Origin of the sequence: Paenibacillus baekrokdamisoli (genome assembly GCF_003945345.1) — a bacterium.
Lineage (GTDB): Bacteria > Bacillota > Bacilli > Paenibacillales > Paenibacillaceae > Paenibacillus_Z > Paenibacillus_Z baekrokdamisoli.
In genome coordinates, this window is sequence record NZ_AP019308.1 from 4,831,860 (window position 1) to 4,849,441 (window position 17,582).

The 17,582-nt window shown below is 38.1% G+C and carries 15 protein-coding genes and 1 riboswitch; of the genes, 5 read left to right on the forward strand and 10 right to left on the reverse strand.

Features of this window, described 5'->3' with window-relative positions; all coding sequences use genetic code 11:
* The first annotated feature begins 185 nt into the window (after positions 1-185).
* The gene (locus EKN16_RS21335) at positions 186-1,928 is read left to right on the forward strand and encodes a cyclic nucleotide-binding domain-containing protein (protein WP_164522921.1); all 1,743 of its coding nucleotides are present in this window, start codon (positions 186-188) and stop codon (positions 1,926-1,928) included.
* A gap of 45 nt (positions 1,929-1,973) precedes the next feature.
* Here the strand turns inward: EKN16_RS21335 and EKN16_RS21340 are convergent, their stop codons facing one another.
* The 10 genes from EKN16_RS21340 to EKN16_RS21385 are packed head-to-tail and all read right to left on the reverse strand — an operon-like array spanning position 1,974 to position 12,522.
* Positions 1,974-2,597: a YveK family protein gene (locus EKN16_RS21340; RefSeq protein ID WP_232016575.1), complete on the reverse strand. Its 624-nt coding sequence runs from the start codon at positions 2,595-2,597 to the stop codon at positions 1,974-1,976.
* Between the two features lie 36 nt (positions 2,598-2,633).
* Positions 2,634-3,953, reverse strand: coding sequence for a UDP-glucose dehydrogenase family protein (locus tag EKN16_RS21345; RefSeq protein WP_125661912.1), 1,320 nt, complete (start codon positions 3,951-3,953; stop codon positions 2,634-2,636).
* A gap of 23 nt (positions 3,954-3,976) precedes the next feature.
* Entirely contained in the window at positions 3,977-4,459 is a 483-nt protein-coding gene (gene pssE / locus EKN16_RS21350) for a PssE/Cps14G family polysaccharide biosynthesis glycosyltransferase (RefSeq protein ID WP_125661915.1), read from the reverse strand.
* Complete coding sequence (pssD, locus tag EKN16_RS21355) at positions 4,456-4,914, reverse strand: PssD/Cps14F family polysaccharide biosynthesis glycosyltransferase (RefSeq protein WP_125661918.1); 459 nt, start codon at positions 4,912-4,914, stop codon at positions 4,456-4,458. Before pssD ends, pssE begins: the two co-directional genes overlap by 4 nt.
* A 5-nt stretch (positions 4,915-4,919) precedes the next feature.
* Positions 4,920-6,797, reverse strand: a complete 1,878-nt coding sequence (gene asnB, locus EKN16_RS21360) for an asparagine synthase (glutamine-hydrolyzing) (protein WP_125661921.1) — start codon at positions 6,795-6,797, stop codon at positions 4,920-4,922.
* A 49-nt stretch (positions 6,798-6,846) separates the two neighbouring features.
* The gene (locus EKN16_RS21365) at positions 6,847-7,905 is read right to left on the reverse strand and encodes a glycosyltransferase family 4 protein (protein WP_125661924.1); all 1,059 of its coding nucleotides are present in this window, start codon (positions 7,903-7,905) and stop codon (positions 6,847-6,849) included.
* A complete protein-coding gene (locus tag EKN16_RS21370; RefSeq protein ID WP_125661927.1) occupies positions 7,902-9,047 on the reverse strand; it encodes a glycosyltransferase in 1,146 nt (381 codons plus the stop codon). The genes EKN16_RS21365 and EKN16_RS21370 overlap by 4 nt, the downstream gene beginning before the upstream one ends.
* 30 nt (positions 9,048-9,077) lie before the next feature.
* Positions 9,078-10,196: a glycosyltransferase gene (locus EKN16_RS21375; protein ID WP_125661930.1), complete on the reverse strand. Its 1,119-nt coding sequence runs from the start codon at positions 10,194-10,196 to the stop codon at positions 9,078-9,080.
* 24 nt (positions 10,197-10,220) lie between these two features.
* The gene (locus EKN16_RS21380) at positions 10,221-11,489 is read right to left on the reverse strand and encodes a lipopolysaccharide biosynthesis protein (RefSeq protein WP_125661933.1); all 1,269 of its coding nucleotides are present in this window, start codon (positions 11,487-11,489) and stop codon (positions 10,221-10,223) included.
* 7 nt (positions 11,490-11,496) lie between these two features.
* Positions 11,497-12,522: a polysaccharide deacetylase family protein gene (locus tag EKN16_RS21385; protein ID WP_232015912.1), complete on the reverse strand. Its 1,026-nt coding sequence runs from the start codon at positions 12,520-12,522 to the stop codon at positions 11,497-11,499.
* A 266-nt stretch (positions 12,523-12,788) separates the two neighbouring features.
* Between EKN16_RS21385 and EKN16_RS21390 the strand changes: the two genes are divergently transcribed.
* The 4 genes from EKN16_RS21390 (at position 12,789) to EKN16_RS21405 (ending at position 17,567) form a co-directional block, all read left to right on the forward strand.
* Positions 12,789-14,180, forward strand: a complete 1,392-nt coding sequence (locus EKN16_RS21390; RefSeq protein WP_125661936.1) for a sugar transferase — start codon at positions 12,789-12,791, stop codon at positions 14,178-14,180.
* Positions 14,181-14,219: 39 nt separating this feature from the next.
* Positions 14,220-15,107: a UTP--glucose-1-phosphate uridylyltransferase GalU gene (gene galU / locus EKN16_RS21395; RefSeq protein WP_125661939.1), complete on the forward strand. Its 888-nt coding sequence runs from the start codon at positions 14,220-14,222 to the stop codon at positions 15,105-15,107.
* Positions 15,108-15,149: 42 nt separating this feature from the next.
* A riboswitch (cyclic di-GMP riboswitch) is annotated at positions 15,150-15,233 on the forward strand.
* Positions 15,234-15,328: 95 nt separating this feature from the next.
* Positions 15,329-16,426, forward strand: a complete 1,098-nt coding sequence (locus tag EKN16_RS21400) for an endo-1,4-beta-xylanase (protein WP_125661942.1) — start codon at positions 15,329-15,331, stop codon at positions 16,424-16,426.
* Between the two features lie 28 nt (positions 16,427-16,454).
* Entirely contained in the window at positions 16,455-17,567 is a 1,113-nt protein-coding gene (locus EKN16_RS21405; protein ID WP_125661945.1) for an endo-1,4-beta-xylanase, read from the forward strand.
* The last annotated feature ends 15 nt before the right edge of the window (positions 17,568-17,582 follow it).

Here is a 17,582-nt window from a genome sequence, read left to right on the forward strand (position 1 = left end):
TCTTTCGGCTTTACACGGGGGCTGAAATGCTCGCTGAATGGGAATGTATTTATCACTCTTTTTTTATCCATTATTATTATTGTAATTAACCGTTTATTGTAAAAAGTTCCCTTGTATGTCCAGCTTTCTACATTTACAATTAAAGAGCAGCAGTAGAAATACGCTTTTTGAGGGATATGACCACGATGAAGCCAAGTATCAGTGAATTAAGGGGTTATTTAGATTCATTATCCTTCTTTTCGAACTTACCCTATGAAGAAGTCAACTTTGTGCACTCTGCAATGGAATTTGTTGTTCACGAACAACAAGATTTTATAATCCAAAAAGGGGAACAGGGTGATGCCTGTTATTTTATTTACGATGGTCATGTAGAGATCGTCAGTCAAGATTTAATTGGTTTAGAAACTGTACTCGCTCAGCTTGGTGTAGGTAGGATTTTTGGAGAAGTCACACTACATCGTGATACTATTCGAAAGACGTCTGTTCGTGCCAAATCTAAAGTCCAATTATTAAAAATAAATCATATCTCTTTTGATAAAATGAGTACAATTTCCCCCCATTTCTTCAACCAACTTGTTGATTTTTCCTTAAATCGTCAAAAAACTACCTTCATTCGTTTGGCTTCCATATTTGCCAGACTACCGGAAGACATTATTGAATCCCTTGCGCAGCAATCCTCTTATCAGCAGCTTCCTGAGAATAAGACGATTATTAAAGAAGGCGACTATGGCCACAATTTCTATATGGTAATTTCAGGAAACCTACAAGTATCACGAAATGATATTGTTGTAGAGTCTTTACAAAAAGGTGACTTTTTTGGTGAATATGGCTTATTGAGAAGTCAACAAGAACCTCTAACCATTCGTAACTTGGGACGATGTGAACTTCTAGTTCTGCCTAGAGAAAGTTTCCATAAGGTTCTCGAGAACCAAACTATGCTGCGTACGCAGTTCGAAGAAATCATTAAAATACGTAATAATGAAACATACCATAACGATAAAAATAATATTATCCCTCATTCAGAGATGCCTCTAATTGAAGGAGGGAAGAAAAGAAAACACTGGATCATTACAATAGCAGGTACGATCTTTTATTCCATATTAGCTTATGCTTGCATCAAGTTCGAAAACGATATTTTACTAGTGTTAGCTATTATTATTGGTAGTTTTGTTGGTCCAATCGCATTCGTCAACTACGTGCATGTCAAAAATATTTTAGGCAATCAGCCCTATATAATCATGCTTTTGTTTTCTTTGACCGCATTAGTGGGAATTCCTTTGGCTTACCAACTGGAAGGTTTGGATTATCTTACTAGTAATAATACATATGCTTCAAGCCTGATAACTGCTTTGATAGAAGAGCCATCTAAGCTTTTATTAGTTATATGGCTAATCAAACGTAAACGCACTCGTTTTTTAATGGATAGTGTCGTATACGGAGCAGCTGCGGGTATGGGGTTTGCTGCTTTTGAATGCATTATCTACGGACTTAATAATATGCATGATCCTGGACAAGCTCTTAGTGTTATTCTATTCCGCGCTTTGTTAACTCCCTTTGGGCACGGTACTTGGACCGCCATCGCAACAGCGGGTATCTGGCAGCTTTATTTAAACAAACGTTTCCTCCTGTGTTCCGTACTAATAATTATAGCTATTGAGCTGCATATGGTATGGAATTTACAGCTAATATCCAGCAAATTTCATATCCTTCAAATGCTCGCAGTTGGAGTTATAAGCCTCTTTTTACTAAGGACAATCATTCGCAAAGGTATTTCCGATGAGCGAAAATCAATCGTTTTCTTGAATCCTGAGCTCTTAAAGGTACAAGGAAGTTTTACTTATATGAAGTGCAATAATTGTTTAAGTGAACTTCCTTTTGGCTCTCATTATTGCCCTCGTTGTGCTCAAGCTATGCGTGTCAAAGAATAATATAAAAGAGCCTAAACCTATGGTCTAAGCTCTTTTATATAGCAATTAGAAGGACTTTTTACGTCTTCTCGAATCATTATTAGAACTAGTAAAAGCAGGAAATAATGCCACTACAAGTCCGACGAGCAAGCCAACCAATCCTGCTGCTGCAAGATAAAGTTTTTGGAATGAAGTAGCCTTTGTTGGCGGAGTAGCCGCTTTAATATCAATTACACTGTCATCAACGGTAATTTTCTTGGAAAACTCCTTAAACACAGCAATAATTTGATTTGCTATAATTGCGGCTTTTTGAGGATCCTGATCCTTAACGCTCACCGTCACAATATGGCTGTCATTTTTGTTTGTAATCTCTACCTTCTTGGCAATATCTTGAGGTGTCAGTGTCTGTGCCCATTTATACTGCGCTGCCAACTGCTCTTGCACGGGATAAGTCACTGCATCAGATGGAAGGAGTACTTTATAGTCTTTAATTAAGCTGATAGCAGCTAGCAGTTCCTGATATAAGTTGGTGGAGGTACTCGTCGTTTGTCTCAGGATATATACAGAGGCATCCGCAGTATATTCTGCAGGCTTACTAGAACTATAGTAGAGGATAGGCCCTACAAAAACAGCAAGCGATATAATAACGATCCAAAACCTCTTTAATAACAATCCAAGTAAAGCACTCATTTTCAATTATTCCCCATCCTTTGTGTAATGGAGTCCTTAGACACCAACACCAAAATAGTTAAAGCCAAGCTGATTCATCCGTTGTTTGTCGTAAATATTTCTTAAATCAAAGAAAAATGGCGACTTCATGCTGCTTTTCAATCGTTCCAAGTCTAAGTTCCGGAATTGATGCCATTCCGTTACAATAATGATGCCGTCACAATCTTGAATAGCTTCATATTCATCCATACAATAGTTGATAGATTCCACATTAGCAAGCGATGTTTTCGCCTCATGCATCCCAATTGGATCATACACGTTTAAGGTAACACCTTTCTTGGCAAGTTCCTTAATAATCGTTAGAGACGGAGCATCTCGCATGTCATCAGTCTTAGGTTTGAAGGTTAGTCCGAGAACCGCTAATTTTTTGCCTTGAAGTTCAACCATAGCTTCTTCTATTTTCTGAACCATTTTAATCTTTTGATTATCATTTACTCTAATAGTCGCTTCAACTAATTGCATAGGCGAGCCATTCTCCCTGCCGATATGAGCCAGAGCCTGGGTGTCTTTTGGGAAACAACTGCCTCCATAACCAGGGCCAGGATGAAGGAACTTCGAGCCAATACGGCCATCTTTACCAATTGCATTGGCTACCTGCTGTACACTCGCGCCTACTTTTTCACATAAATTAGCTACTTCATTGATAAAGGATATCTTTAACGCTAAGAATGCATTATTGGCATATTTTATCATTTCCGCGCTCTCAATATTTGTATAGATAAAAGGGGTCTCATTAAGGTAGAGGACACGATACACGTCCTTCATAATCTCTTTTGCTTTTTCCGTTTCAGCGCCAATAACAACCTTATCTGGATGTGTAAAGTCATAAATTGCAGTACCTTCACGGAGAAATTCGGGATTCGATACCACATCGAACTCCATGTCTTTCCCTAATTCTTTTAGCTTCTGAGCAATCACGTTTTTCACTTTCTGACCCGTGCCCACTGGAACCGTGCTTTTGTTGATCACTAATTTGTATCCATTCATATACGTGGCTATTTGCTCAGCAACCGCCATTACATATCTCATATCGGCGCTTCCATCTTCTTGTGGAGGTGTGCCTACCGCAATAAAGATAACGTCCGCGTTATTAACAGCCTCTGCCATGTCCGTTGTGAATTGTAGACGTCTATACTGTACGTTGCGAATAACCATTTCTGTTAATCCCGGTTCGTAGATCGGTACTTGGCCTTTTTTGAGGTTATTAATTTTTTCTTCGTTTATATCCACACACACCGTGTCCATTCCAAAATCAGCTAAGCAAGTTCCTGTGACTAAGCCGACATAACCTGTACCTACAACTGCTATTTTATGCATCACAACACCTCAAATTTTTCTTGTTATTCTATCTGTTTGGCAAGAGCGTCAATTAACCCAATGATCTTTTCATTACCGCTAACGAATTTTTTCGTATGAAAAGATTCAATCTCATGAATTGCCGTTTCGAGCTCCTCAACTTCATCCAGGCCAATAATCAGTTTATTCTCCGAAAAGTATCCAATAATTTCCAACTGATGATCGTCCACATGTTCGTTATATTTCTTTAGTCGCGGTACAGCGATGATCTTTTTGCCTTTTTTTAAACCTCCGACTATTGTACCTGTGCCCCCGTGAGTAATTAGGAAACTGCATTCCTGCAAGAGTGCATCAAACTCTTGAAAATCTGTAAATGGCCTGTATGCATAATGCCTAGGTTTATAATCGTTATAACCGATCTGAGCGAACACTTCTTCCTTTATAACGCCCGTTTCTATTAACCGATCAATCTCCCTAAGCAAGCGCTCAAATTGAAAATCTTGCGTTCCAAGAGATAGAAGAATCAATATATGCTCCCCCCATAAACAGCCTTCGGATAGAAACGAAGCATAGATTCCCATTGTACAATGAACAAGTCAGCAAATTTATATACAAGCTTTCCTGTTAAGGTTGGTGAATTCATTTTGGCGAAACTTTCGATATATACAACTTTTTTCCTCATGAGCTTGCCTATTATACAAGAAGGAATGGAACTCAGCGCCCCGGTACAGATGATAAGATCAGGCTTTTCTTTTATTAAACAAAACAGGGTTTTAAAGAAAATAACGAGCATTAAAAATGGAAAGTTCCATTTTTTACGATTAATTAGCTCTAATAAATATACATTTTCTTTCTTTGCCAGCTCTCTAGTCATCAAGGTATCTTCCGTAATAAAAAAATAGTTATGCTGCTTATATAGCTTTTCCAGCTGTCTCATTTGCGTGAGATGTCCTCCAACAGAGCATGCCAATGCTACCTTCATGTCTATTACCTCCTGTCTACTGAAGAACGAAACCAAATTTCGAGATTTAATAACATCCAGATTTCCTTCTCATGATTGGTGACGCCATTAATATGCGCTTTTACCATTTCTTCGACTTTTTTCTTATTGAAAATTCCTCGATTAAAGAAAGTTGAGGATAAGAGATGGTCTGTCACAAAGTCTTTCATTTCATTCCTAAACCAGTCTGCAATCGGCATATAAAACCCGATTTTTTTACGATTAATAATATGGTTTGGCAAATATTTCTCTGCAACCTTCTTTACGATATATTTCCGGTTGAAGCCATTAATTTTATAAGACTCTTTGATACGGAAAGCAAATTCAGCTAAACGATAGTCCAGGAACGGAAGCCGACCTTCAATGGATGCTGCCATCATCGTACGATCACCACGCTCAAGAAGATTATCGGTTAGCCAAAACTTCATGTCGTAATACTGCATCTTGTCCAGATTCGTAACCCCATTAATCACAGGAAACCGAGCACTAGCGTCAGAAAGATATTGATTTTTGAATTCATCTGAGAGCAGACTATCTGCCTGGGACTCCGAAAAAGAAGCGAACCAATTTCTATATCGTTTAACATCATCTTGAATACTCAAACTGTTGTAAGCCAATTTCGCTTTACGGAAGGAGTAAGGCAAGGAATTAACCATTTTGGAGATTAAACGATTGTTAAAAACAATTTTCCCCCATGCCGTATCAGTGAGCTGATCGTAAGCATATTTAGGATATCCGCCAAACAGCTCATCGCATCCTTCTCCAGTCAACACGACACTGACTTCTTTTTTCGCCTGACGTGACATCAGGAGCATCGGTATATCTGCCGTTTCAGACGAGGGCGCATCACGAAAATGAACGACCTGATAGAGGCTGTCCCGAAAATCCTTTGGACTAATTACAAATTCATGATGATCTGTTTTGAACATGTCTGCTACACTTTTAGCATAACCGAGCTCATTGTATTGGGAATTCTCTAAGCCTACCGAAAAAGTCTTAATAGGCTTACTGCTATTTTGTGCCATCATGGCAACAATCAGGCTTGAATCCAGCCCACCGCTCAGATAAGCGCCTACAGGCACATCACTAATCATTCTTAAGCGAATGGAGTCTTGCATTAATTGATCTAGTTCCATTTGCGCATCCGAAAAGGAAAGATTCCTCTTCTCGAAGTTAGTAATATCCCAATATTTCTTCTTCGTTAGCTGACCTTGTTTATACAACAAGAAGCTGCCTGGCTCCAGCTTCATCATACCTTTATAGATGGTTTCTGGATTACTAACGTAGCGATTTCTTGTATAGTCTATTAATGCGGAGTTATTCACGGACTTATGTATGCCGGGAAATTGGAAAATGGATTTGATTTCTGAAGCAAAAACAAAAGTTGAGCCTGGCTCATACATGTAAAACAAAGGACGAATTCCCAAACGATCTCTGGCAATAAATAATTGTTCCTTCTCTCGATCGTAGATAGCGAATGCAAACATTCCATTGAGATATTGCAGACAATCCTCGCCGTATTTCTCGTATAGGTTTAAGATAACCTCTGTATCTGTATTTGTTCGAAACTGCCAGCCTTCACTTTCTAATTCGACCCTTAAAGGTTGATAGTTATATATCTCACCATTAAAAACAATGGTTGTTTTCCCACTTACGGAAGTCATTGGCTGTTTACCTTTGACCGATAGATCAATAATACTGAGCCGTTTATGTCCTAGGCCTACAATCCCATTATTACTGTTAGAGAATACATGGATATCTTCACTATCCGGCCCGCGATGGTGGATTGCATCGATCATGGACTTAAGTATATTGGTATAGTTACTATTGGCTATATTTGTATAAAAACCGGCTAATCCACACATTTTGATGCCCCTTTCTATATCCGATCACACTGTAATGACGCATTTTGGTTTATACGTCCCTATATATGTCAACCAACTGATCAAGAACTACATTCAAATCATGTGGCTGAACAATCGTTTTGCTTTTTTGACCATAACGCAATCTAAGGTGAAAGTCATTGACAAGCATTTCTACAGCTTCTGCTAGAGAACGAGTATCGCCTGGCTCAATAAGAAATCCATTCTCATCCTTGCGGACAATTTCTGGTATTCCTCCTACATTAGTACTAATCACTGGTAGTCCATAGGCCATGGCCTCTAAGATGGAGATCGGTAAGCCTTCTGCATACGAGGGCAAAATATATACATCCGCATTGGAGAGAAACTTTTTTTTCTGTTCTCCATCAATCCAGCCATGCACGATGCAATTTCCAGTTAGCTGCTTTGATGCTATATACTCTTTTAATTTATCAATCTCATTATTGCCGCAAACATGCAGGGTTACCTTGTTTCTTGATGACTCGGGTAGCAGCTCAATAGCATCTACCAAGTCATATATACCTTTGCGTGGACCAATCTCCCCTAAAAACAGTAATTGAACTTTATCATGCGCTTCTTTATAAGCATCAATTTGAGCTTGCTCTGGGATAACAATGGGATTCGGCAGCACGCTCACTCGATCATTATCACAAGATGTTTCTACTAGCCTCTTCATTTGATCGGAAAGTACGATAATATAATCTGCACGATTAAGCGTTTTTCTCACTAACCACGAATTAAAGCGATTACTCTGCTTAAAATCTTCAAACCCTGAAGCGTGTATATGAAAAACAAGTTTCTTATTCAATATTTTTGAGAGATAGGTGTATATCGATTTTCGGTAGAAACTGCCTTTTGCAGCAGAATGCAAGTGAACGATATTATAGGATATGGATGAGAATGGGAACCTCAGAATTGCTAGTATAGAATAAATAATACGCAGGAATGGACTGACGCTATCTATATAGGATGAAAAACGATTAATTGTTACATCCGTATTCCTTTGTTTCAAGCCTTCCATTAGAGAAATGATAACCGAATTAATGCCACCCTTTACTTTCCTGGAATTGGCTGCGATAATCACTTTCATTTTGCCACCTCTTTGCTGCTAGCTTTGCTTATTAAACGACGATATAGGCCTAAGTACTCTATACACATTGTCAATATGTCGAATTTCTGTAAATATTGTTTCTTTTTGCTGTTTTTGATTATACCATATTTGCTATTAGATGCTTGCATAAGTTTTTCACATAAATCTCTTTCATTTCCAACTTCAAACAGCAGGCCTAGAGAACCATCTTGCAGAAGTTCAGCAGGGCCCTCAATATTACTGGATATTACATCCAGTCCAGATGCAAGTGCTTCAAGCAGGACTAATCCAAATCCTTCTGTTCGTGATGGCATAACAAATAGATCATATTGAGGCAGCAATTTCGGCACATCGTTTCGATTACCCAGAAATTTCACTTTATCCACGAGTCCATACTGCTCCACTAAACTATTTAGGTAAGGCAGCGAATTTTTATCGTAATCGTATTGCCCTCCAATAAAATGGCATTCAAACGAGCAGAAACCCTGCTGCTTAAGCAAGTGGAGAGCCCGTATGAGAATGTCCTGTCCCTTAATGCGGTGGGTAATACGCCCAACATTCACAATTCGGAGAATGCCGTCTCCCATAAACTCACGGTTGCCTCCCTTGAATCGAGAAAATCGAATACCGTTATAAATCAACGAGGCTTTGTTAATCCCATTCTCATAGCAGTACTGCAGCACAGAATTGGAGATGGCAATATTATGGTTTACTACTCGTTTATGCAAACCCATTTTCAACCTGGACAGGGAATCGAACAGAAATTTATCATGAACGGAGAAGATTAATTTAAGACTTGGCTTTCTTAGCTTGCAAAGCATAGAGAAATGCTTACTTCCATGATCATGTGTATGAATAACACCAATACGGTGCTTGTTGACAATTCCGAATAACCTCAGCAGATGCTTAGGATTTCGATCCCCTTCACCACGTTCCAAAAAATAAACCTCTTTGCAGAGGCTTTCCAATTGCTTTCGCAGATAGGGATCATACTTATTGTTCATAACCACGACAACTAATTCGAATTCACTGTCTATTTCAGAAAATGTTTCCGCAAAATCGAGCAACAGTGTCTCAATGCCCCCCATTTCGAGGGAAGAAATAAGATGGAGTATCCCCGTTTTATGACTCTTGGTTTGCAACTATACTCCCTCCTCCCTATACACTCTCAACTACTTCGCCGTCAAACTTTGGTACAAATCTCTATAGTTCGCCAGCATGACAGCCATATCGAATTCCTTTACTCCTCGCGAAGCCTCGGCAACCATGTTCATCCGCTTACTAGAATTAATACTCATTGCTAGAATCTGATTAGCCAAATCTACATCATTTTCGCTTTCAAATAGGTATCCATTTAGACCATGCTTGATTAACTCTGAAGGCCCATCGATATTTGCAGCTATAACCGGCAAACCCGCTGCCATTGCCTCTAATATAACCAATCCCAATCCTTCATATCTGGATGGAAGCACGAATACATCATATTGGGCTAAATGCGAAGGAACATCGTTGATATTCCCAAGAAAATGAATTTTATCAGTGATTTGAAGCTCCGCTGCAAGGGCCTTCAACTGAATCATAGAATCCTTATCATATTCATAAACACCACCTATGAAGGAGCAAGAAACATCCAGCCCTTTATGAAGACATTCATGAACAGCACGAATCAATACATCCTGTCCTTTTTTTCGATGCGTAATCCGGGCCACATTTACAAGTTTAATTTCTCCGTTAATCGCATTATTGTTTTTCCTAAAGGCATAAAACTTCTCCAAACGAATGCCATTATATATTCTTGTCGTATTATTTATATGGCGCTCGGTACATTCGTCCAAAACAGCATTGGAAATCGCAATATTACGATTAATGATTTTTTTGTGAAGGAAGATATGAAAACCACTAAGTTTCTTAACAATATGGGTGTCATGAATCGTAAAGACTAAGCGAAGCTTGGGGAATAACATTTTACATAGAATGGCCCACATTTTACTTCCAAAATTATGAGAATGAATAATTTGAATTCGATTCTTCCGAATAATCCCCATCAGCTTCAACAAGTATTTGGGATGACGATGCTTTGGCGGCCTCTGCAGAAGATGTACCTCACAGCCAGTAGCCAAGAGCTCGTCCTTCAATTCCTCACTGATAAGATCATTCATAATGACAACAGTAAAGGCTACTTTGGGTTGTGCTGCGTTTTCTGCGATCAAATCAAGCAGCAGCTTCTCCGCGCCTCCCATTTGAAAAGCCGATATTAAATGCAGTACTCGAACAGTTGATTCGGTTTTCATTTTGTTCTCCTTTATCCAAAACGTTTAGCCTGCTTCTGATAATTTCTTGGTATAGCTAGAATAGAGCCTAAACAATATTATGCCGTATAGCAACCTGGCAATTGCAACTGAAATAGCCGCCCAGATTAAGCCCCAATAAGGCACGGTAACCGTAATAAGCAGAACAATCAATACAATCTGTACACATTTGCCTATCGTAATAAATTTAGGTTTACCTAATGAATAAATGGCTTGTTCAATAGGTATTAATGCAAACGCAATTATAGCGGACAGCAGCATGAACTGTAGAATAGAAACGGATGGAAGATATTTGGACCCCAGAATAAGTGAAATAACAGGCCTTGCTAGCGGAATTAATACCAGCATCCCAAGGGAAATGTAAAGGGTTGGTTTCAGTATCTTTTTCGTAAACGCCACGACCTTCTCAGGACTAAGCTCGGATAGGGTCGGCAGCATAACTTTACTCAACACAAAGGGAAGAAATGCCACAATCGCAGATAATTGAAAGGCAACGTTATAAATTCCGAGTTGATCATAAGCTACCCAAATAGCGATCATCAAAAAGTCGATTCGGCCTAAGGTATTATTGGGTATTGATACCATTAGCATCCACTTCTCATAGTGAACAATGTCCAACAACATGACACGAACGATTCGCTTAGAAAAATAACTCTTAAGAAAATAAATGTATTTAGAAAGAAAGAAGACCGAAATGAGAAGGGGGAGTAGGTATAAGAAGATGACATATTTAAGCAAAATAGCATGATTCAGATACAACAGAAGAATGAACAGGAGGGAAAAAATATACCTAAAGATATTGATCATTGCGCGCAGCTTGAACTTTTGAACAGCCTGCAAATAGGTATCATTGACAAAAAGCAAGGACTCCCCCAGAAAACCGATTATAAAATAAGGGATATATTGAATGATATCCTCACGCCCAAGCAGCGTGAATATAAAGCTCCCAAAGAAAAAAACAACACCGATCACAATGAATATAATAGAGAGTTTCGTAAACAAATACAGGCCGAAGATAACATTGGTGTTCTCCTTATCTTTAGCTGAGAAACGGACGGCTGTATTCTCCATCCCAAAGTCGAATAAAGCACTGCAAAATGCGATGTTAACGAAAAGGTATGAGTATTTACCATAATCCTCTGGTCCCAAATTAACAGATAGCAGCAAAATGATAATGAAGCTTAATGCTTTCGTCACGATGTTCTCAGAGAATACAATGCTTAAATTCCTAAAGAGGCGATTTTGCAAAAAACTGTTTTTTTTCGAATGTTCCATATTACAGTTACCTTCTATTCTTGTTAAAATAATGTTTTATCTTTAGTTTTAGAAGCCGGAATCTTAATTGTTGCACGCCAATATTCTCAACGATCACACGGTCGAGCTCCCATAGATCATGACCAGAATAATTAATTCCATTTATGGCTGTAACAGCTGTCGAATATATTTTGGAAACTTCCTTTTTAACGGCATCATTATAATCGACGCTTCTTCCATAAGGGTAAGCAAAATGCCGAACTTCTTGTCCAATTCTTTGATCAATTAATGATTTCGATTGCTTCAACTCTCCAATTGCTTCTTGCAAATCTATTGCACTTAATGTCGGGTGATGCATAGTATGGCTACCCATTTGAACGTTAACTTCCATAAGCTGCTTAACTTCATGCCAATTAATCATTAACGCATCGCTCGTCATTATTCCCACTTCTAAACGATATCCCAGTTCCTTAATCATTTGCTGCTTAATCTGTTCATTATGTTGCTTAATCTCATTCTTAACCAGTTCTGATAACTGAACACGATCGTGTTGGGTAGTAAGACTAAACTCCCCTTTAAGGTTCTGAAGCTTCAATAGGACAGAGTCCAGCTTGCTGGAAAATACCATATGGTCAATGCTATCAGTCCATAAAGGCATCCTCTCTTCAATAGGTGATGCGGTTAAAAATATGGTCGCAGGAATCTCAAACTTTTTGAATAGAGCCTGTCCGAGTGTGAAATTATCACGATAACCATCATCAAAAGTGACCACCATGTAGTTTTTCTTCAGCTTCGCTTGCTTTAGCAAGGGTTCTACTTGATCCAACGTGATGATTTCGAATTGCTTATTATAGTATTGGAAATGATCGGCAAGGTTTTTTTGAGTGATAGCCAGAACATGAACATCTTTTGCGGGGAGATTCTCCGATATTCGATGATAACCTACAATATATAATCCTTTTGTAAAAAAAAGCTTGTCCAGTATAAAATATATCCCTGAGAAGTAAATCACAGAAAAAATAAATGACTTTGCAAATTGTAACATTTTACCCATAAAACACTCCAACCTTTTGAGTTCTGAAATTTTCTGACATTTTATTCGTTCATACATGGTCATATTTTATATGCTTCTATAATAAAGAGCAATATGATATTATAATTCGACAAATATCTAGAAAGTTGATTGCAAATCACTTCTCATTTGCAAAAAGTGTGATACAATTAGCATGTATTATCTGTAAATCTCTATTTATTTTGTAAATTTCATTAATTCCAAAGACCTAGTTCACCTCTCATAAATGTGTTTAAAGGATGAAGCAAATGCATAAGTTCAATAACAATTCTTTTTTTCATTTTTCCATGCTTTTCTGTGATGTAGCTGCAGTTATTATTTCTTTCTGTTTATCCTATCAAATCGTAGGGAATATTATTGAGCTCCATGAATTCAAAAGCTTCTTCTGGATGTTTCTTATATTCATTGCTTTGTATACTTCAACTATGAATCTGTATAACATGTATAATAAGCTCACATTTACATATTACGATCGGATTATTAGAAATGTTTTTAACTCCGTACTTATCGCTACTCTATCGATCTTGCTTATGATCTATTTTCAAAGCGGTCTTAGCTACAGCCGACACTTTTTTTTCACCTTTATTGGCATCTCATTCTTACTAGTTATTTCCTTTCGAACCTACTTTACATATTCCAAAAAACGAACGATTGGATTGCGTAAAAGAGTTCTTGTCGTTGGTGTCCAAAACGTTATAGAAAAATTCGAATACTATGTAAATAAAACCAATGTAAATATCGATATAATAGGATATGTGGAGTTAAATTCGGAAAGTCCTCTGACAAACTCACCGCTTCTTGGCAAAATCACAGATCTGGAACAAATACTAAGACAGCATGTAGTGGATGAAGTCTTTTTTGCAATAGGAGACAAGCAAGTTACTAGTATAGAGAATCATGTCGCTTTATGTGAGAATATGGGGGTTACATCCCGTCTCATTCTGGACTTGTATAGCTTGAGTGTTTCTAAATCTCACTTTACTGGTATTGGAACTTTACCTATGCTTACCTTGCACACGGTGAGTTTAAATGATTTCCAATTGTACTTCAAAAGAATTCTAGATTTAATAGGTTCAATCGTAGGGATTCTTATCACTGCTTTCCTATTTATCTTTCTTTACCCCTTGATAAAACTAGATTCCAAGGGACCTGCCTTATTCGCTCAAAAACGTGTAGGAATTAATGGACGAGTCTTTAACATTTATAAATTTCGGACCATGCAGATTGATGCCGAACAACAAAAGCAGAAATTAATGAATGAAAATAAGGTGGACGGTGGGTTTATGTTCAAAATGAACAATGACCCTAGAGTCACCCGAGTTGGTCAATTTCTGAGAAGAACTAGCCTAGATGAACTCCCCCAGTTCTTTAATATTTTCTTAGGTCATATGAGTCTGGTAGGAACTCGTCCGCCAACTCTTGATGAGGTAAAGCGCTATGAAACACATCACTATCGTAGAATTAGTATCAAACCAGGCTTGACGGGGATGTGGCAAATTACCGGCCGAAGTGAAATAACTAACTTTGACCAAGTCGTAAAATTAGATACCGAATATATAGATCAATGGTCAATATGGCTCGATGTTAAAATTATTATTAAAACGATTATGGTTGTGTTCAATCGAAAAGGTGCTTATTGAATCTAATTAAAGAAAAATAGAACAGGAGGGAATCCTTTTATGAAAGTAAAAAAAGCAATTATTCCAGCTGCTGGGTTAGGTACTCGTTTTCTGCCAGCAACTAAAGCGATGCCTAAAGAAATGCTGCCTATTGTAGATAAACCTACCATCCAGTACATCGTTGAAGAAGCTGTTGCTTCAGGAATCGAAGATATTATCATTGTCACAGGTAAAGGAAAAAGAGCGATTGAAGATCATTTTGATAACTCCGTTGAATTAGAGAAGATATTGTTCGATCAAGGGAAATTCGACTTACTTGAACAGGTGCAGCATCCTACTTCTCTAGCTAATATTCATTATATTAGACAAAAAGAGCCTAGAGGTTTAGGTCATGCCATCTGGTGTGCACGTAAATTCATTGGAAATGAGCCCTTTGCAGTTCTACTTGGCGATGATATCGTAGTATCTGAAAAGCCATGTCTAGAGCAATTAATTGAGGTTTATGATAAATATCGCGTTTCCGTCTTAGGTGTTCAATCTGTTCCAGATTCAGCAGTTTCACGATATGGAATTGTAGATGGATTATCTTTAGAAGAACATATTACGAGGGTAACACGTCTGGTAGAAAAGCCAAAGCTGGAAGAAGCACCCTCTAACTTAGCGATCATGGGTCGATATATTCTCACTCCACGAATCTTTGAAATTCTTGACTCCCAGAAGCCAGGAGCTGGTGGCGAGATCCAATTGACGGATGCAATTGCTACTTTAAATCTAGTAGAAGCCGTATATGCTTACGACTTTGAAGGCACCCGTTATGATGTGGGTGAGAAATTAGGATTTATTCAAACCATGTTGGAGTTTGCGCTCAATCGATCCGATTTAAGAAATGATCTACTTTTACAAATGCAGGTTTTATTAGATAAGTATAGTCTTACCTCATCCAAATAAAATTCCACTCTAACATTAGTACCTCTACTTCTATAAACAAATATCGTATAAAGGCAAACCTAGTGAAAACTAGCGACGCAAAGCTATAGGGGCTACGGTAATCTACCATGCCAGCCAGCTTCCGGTACATATTCCTTTTACTTAAGAAGTAAAAGACTTATCCGGATTATTGGATAAGTCTTTTTTTATAAAAACTATCAAAAGGGATAAGGTGATCGCAAATGAAGATTATCATTCGCAAACATTTTTGGAAAGCTACAATCTTGTCTCTTTTAGCATTAAATCTTTTCTTCAAAACCTCCTTCTTGGATATTGTGTCGGACTTCGCAGATGATTTGAGCAACAGAGTACATAACATGTCAACATCTGGATTAAGAGATGCGGCTGCAGCTAAAGGTAAGCATATTGGGGTTGCCACTCAATCTTGGTATTTAACCGACTCCAAGTACTCCTCCTTGCTATCCAATGAATTCGATATCATTACGCCTGAATATCAAATGAAAATGAGTGAGATTCAAGATCAACGAGGTGTATTCGACTTTACGGAGGCCGATAAAATTGTTGATTTTGCCAAACGGAAAAACATACTAGTTAGAGGACATGCCCTAATCTGGCATGACGCCCTACCATCATGGGTAGTTAATGGCAACTTCTCAAAAACCGAATGGATTCAGATCCTCAAGGATCATATCACAACGACTGTAAGCCATTTCAAGGGAAAAATATACGCCTGGGATGTTGTCAATGAAGCGTTCTGGACAAACGGGGATTATCGTCCATCCATTTGGTACACAAATATAGGACCACAATATATTGAAATGGCCTTCAAATTTGCCCATGACGCAGATCCATCAGCCAAATTATTCTACAATGATTTCGATACGGAAGTTACAAACGCTAAATCAAATGCCATGTATCAAATGATTAAATCACTTAAGTCTAAAGGCATTCCCATTGATGGGGTTGGCTTTCAGACGCACTTAACGACTGACGGTGTGAATTATAATGATATGACAAATAACTTTCAACGTTTTGCTAAATTAGGATTAGATACGGATATAACTGAAATGGACGTCATTAGTCACGTTTTTAAAGGCTCTTTTGAAGCAAAAATGAAAGCTACGGCCGATGTGTATTCAAACGTTTATAAAATTGCCCTTAGCCTTCCAAGTTGTAAGGTGTTCATGACATGGGGATTGAAGGATGATCACAGCTGGTTAAACGAGGATACCGGATTCCAAGAGTACCCTCTACTTTTTGATAATTCTTATAACAAAAAGCCAGCTTACACCGCCATGGAGAGTTTATTGAAAAAATAGTCAAATATGAGAATAGAGGTGAAAACATTTGAAGATACTAGGAACCCGAACATTCTGGGAAAAGAATGTTTGGAAAGTTGGAGTAACCACATTGTTAATTGTGAATCTATTTTTAAACACTTCATTAATTGACATAGCTTCCAAATTGTCTAATCAGCTAACAAACCAAGTGAATACGCAAGCAGACTCATCCTTAAAGTCATTTGCCCAACTAAAAAATAAGCATATTGGGATCGCCACTCAATCCTATTATGTAAATGATTCTCAGTATGCATCTGTTCTCAATCATGAATTTGACATTATTACCCCAGAGTATCAAATGAAAATGGGTCAAGTTCAACCTCAAAAGGGAGTATTTAATTTTGATGAGGCTGATAAACTGGTTTCCTTTGCTACAAAGAACAATTTACTTATTCGTGGTCACGCTCTTATTTGGCATCAATCACTCCCCGATTGGGTAGTCAATGGAACCTTTACCAAGGAGCAATGGATCAATATTATGAAAGATCATATTACCCAAACCGTTTCCCACTTCAAAGGAAAAATATACGCTTGGGATGTTGTCAATGAAGCTTTCTGGCAAAATGGGGCCTATCGTCCTACTGTCTGGTATGACAACATAGGACCTGAATATATCGAACTGGCGTTCAAATTTGCCCATGATGCTGATCCTAATGCAAAACTTTTCTATAATGATTTTGATACCGAAGTAACAAATGATCGATCGAATGCTATCTATAAAATGGTCACAGCCTTAAAAGCCAAAGGTGTTCCTATTGATGGCATTGGCTTTCAAACTCACTTAACGATAAATGGTGTAAACTACGCTGAAATGAAGAAGAACTTTCAACGCTTTGCTGATCTTGGATTAGACACGGACATCACCGAGCTAGATATTGTTACACATACCTTTAGCGGGACTCAGGAAGAAAAGCTACAAGCACAGGCTGAGGTTTACAGTAATATATTTGATATAGCTTTGAACTTACCAAGTGTAAAATCCATTGTGTTCTGGGGTATGAAGGATGGTCAGAGCTGGTTAAACAAATATACTGGGTTTGCCGAATATCCTTTGCTATTCGACAATTCTTATGACAAGAAGCCCGCGTACAAAGCTATACTACAAAAATTAAACACCTAATCTCCCATTACTCTT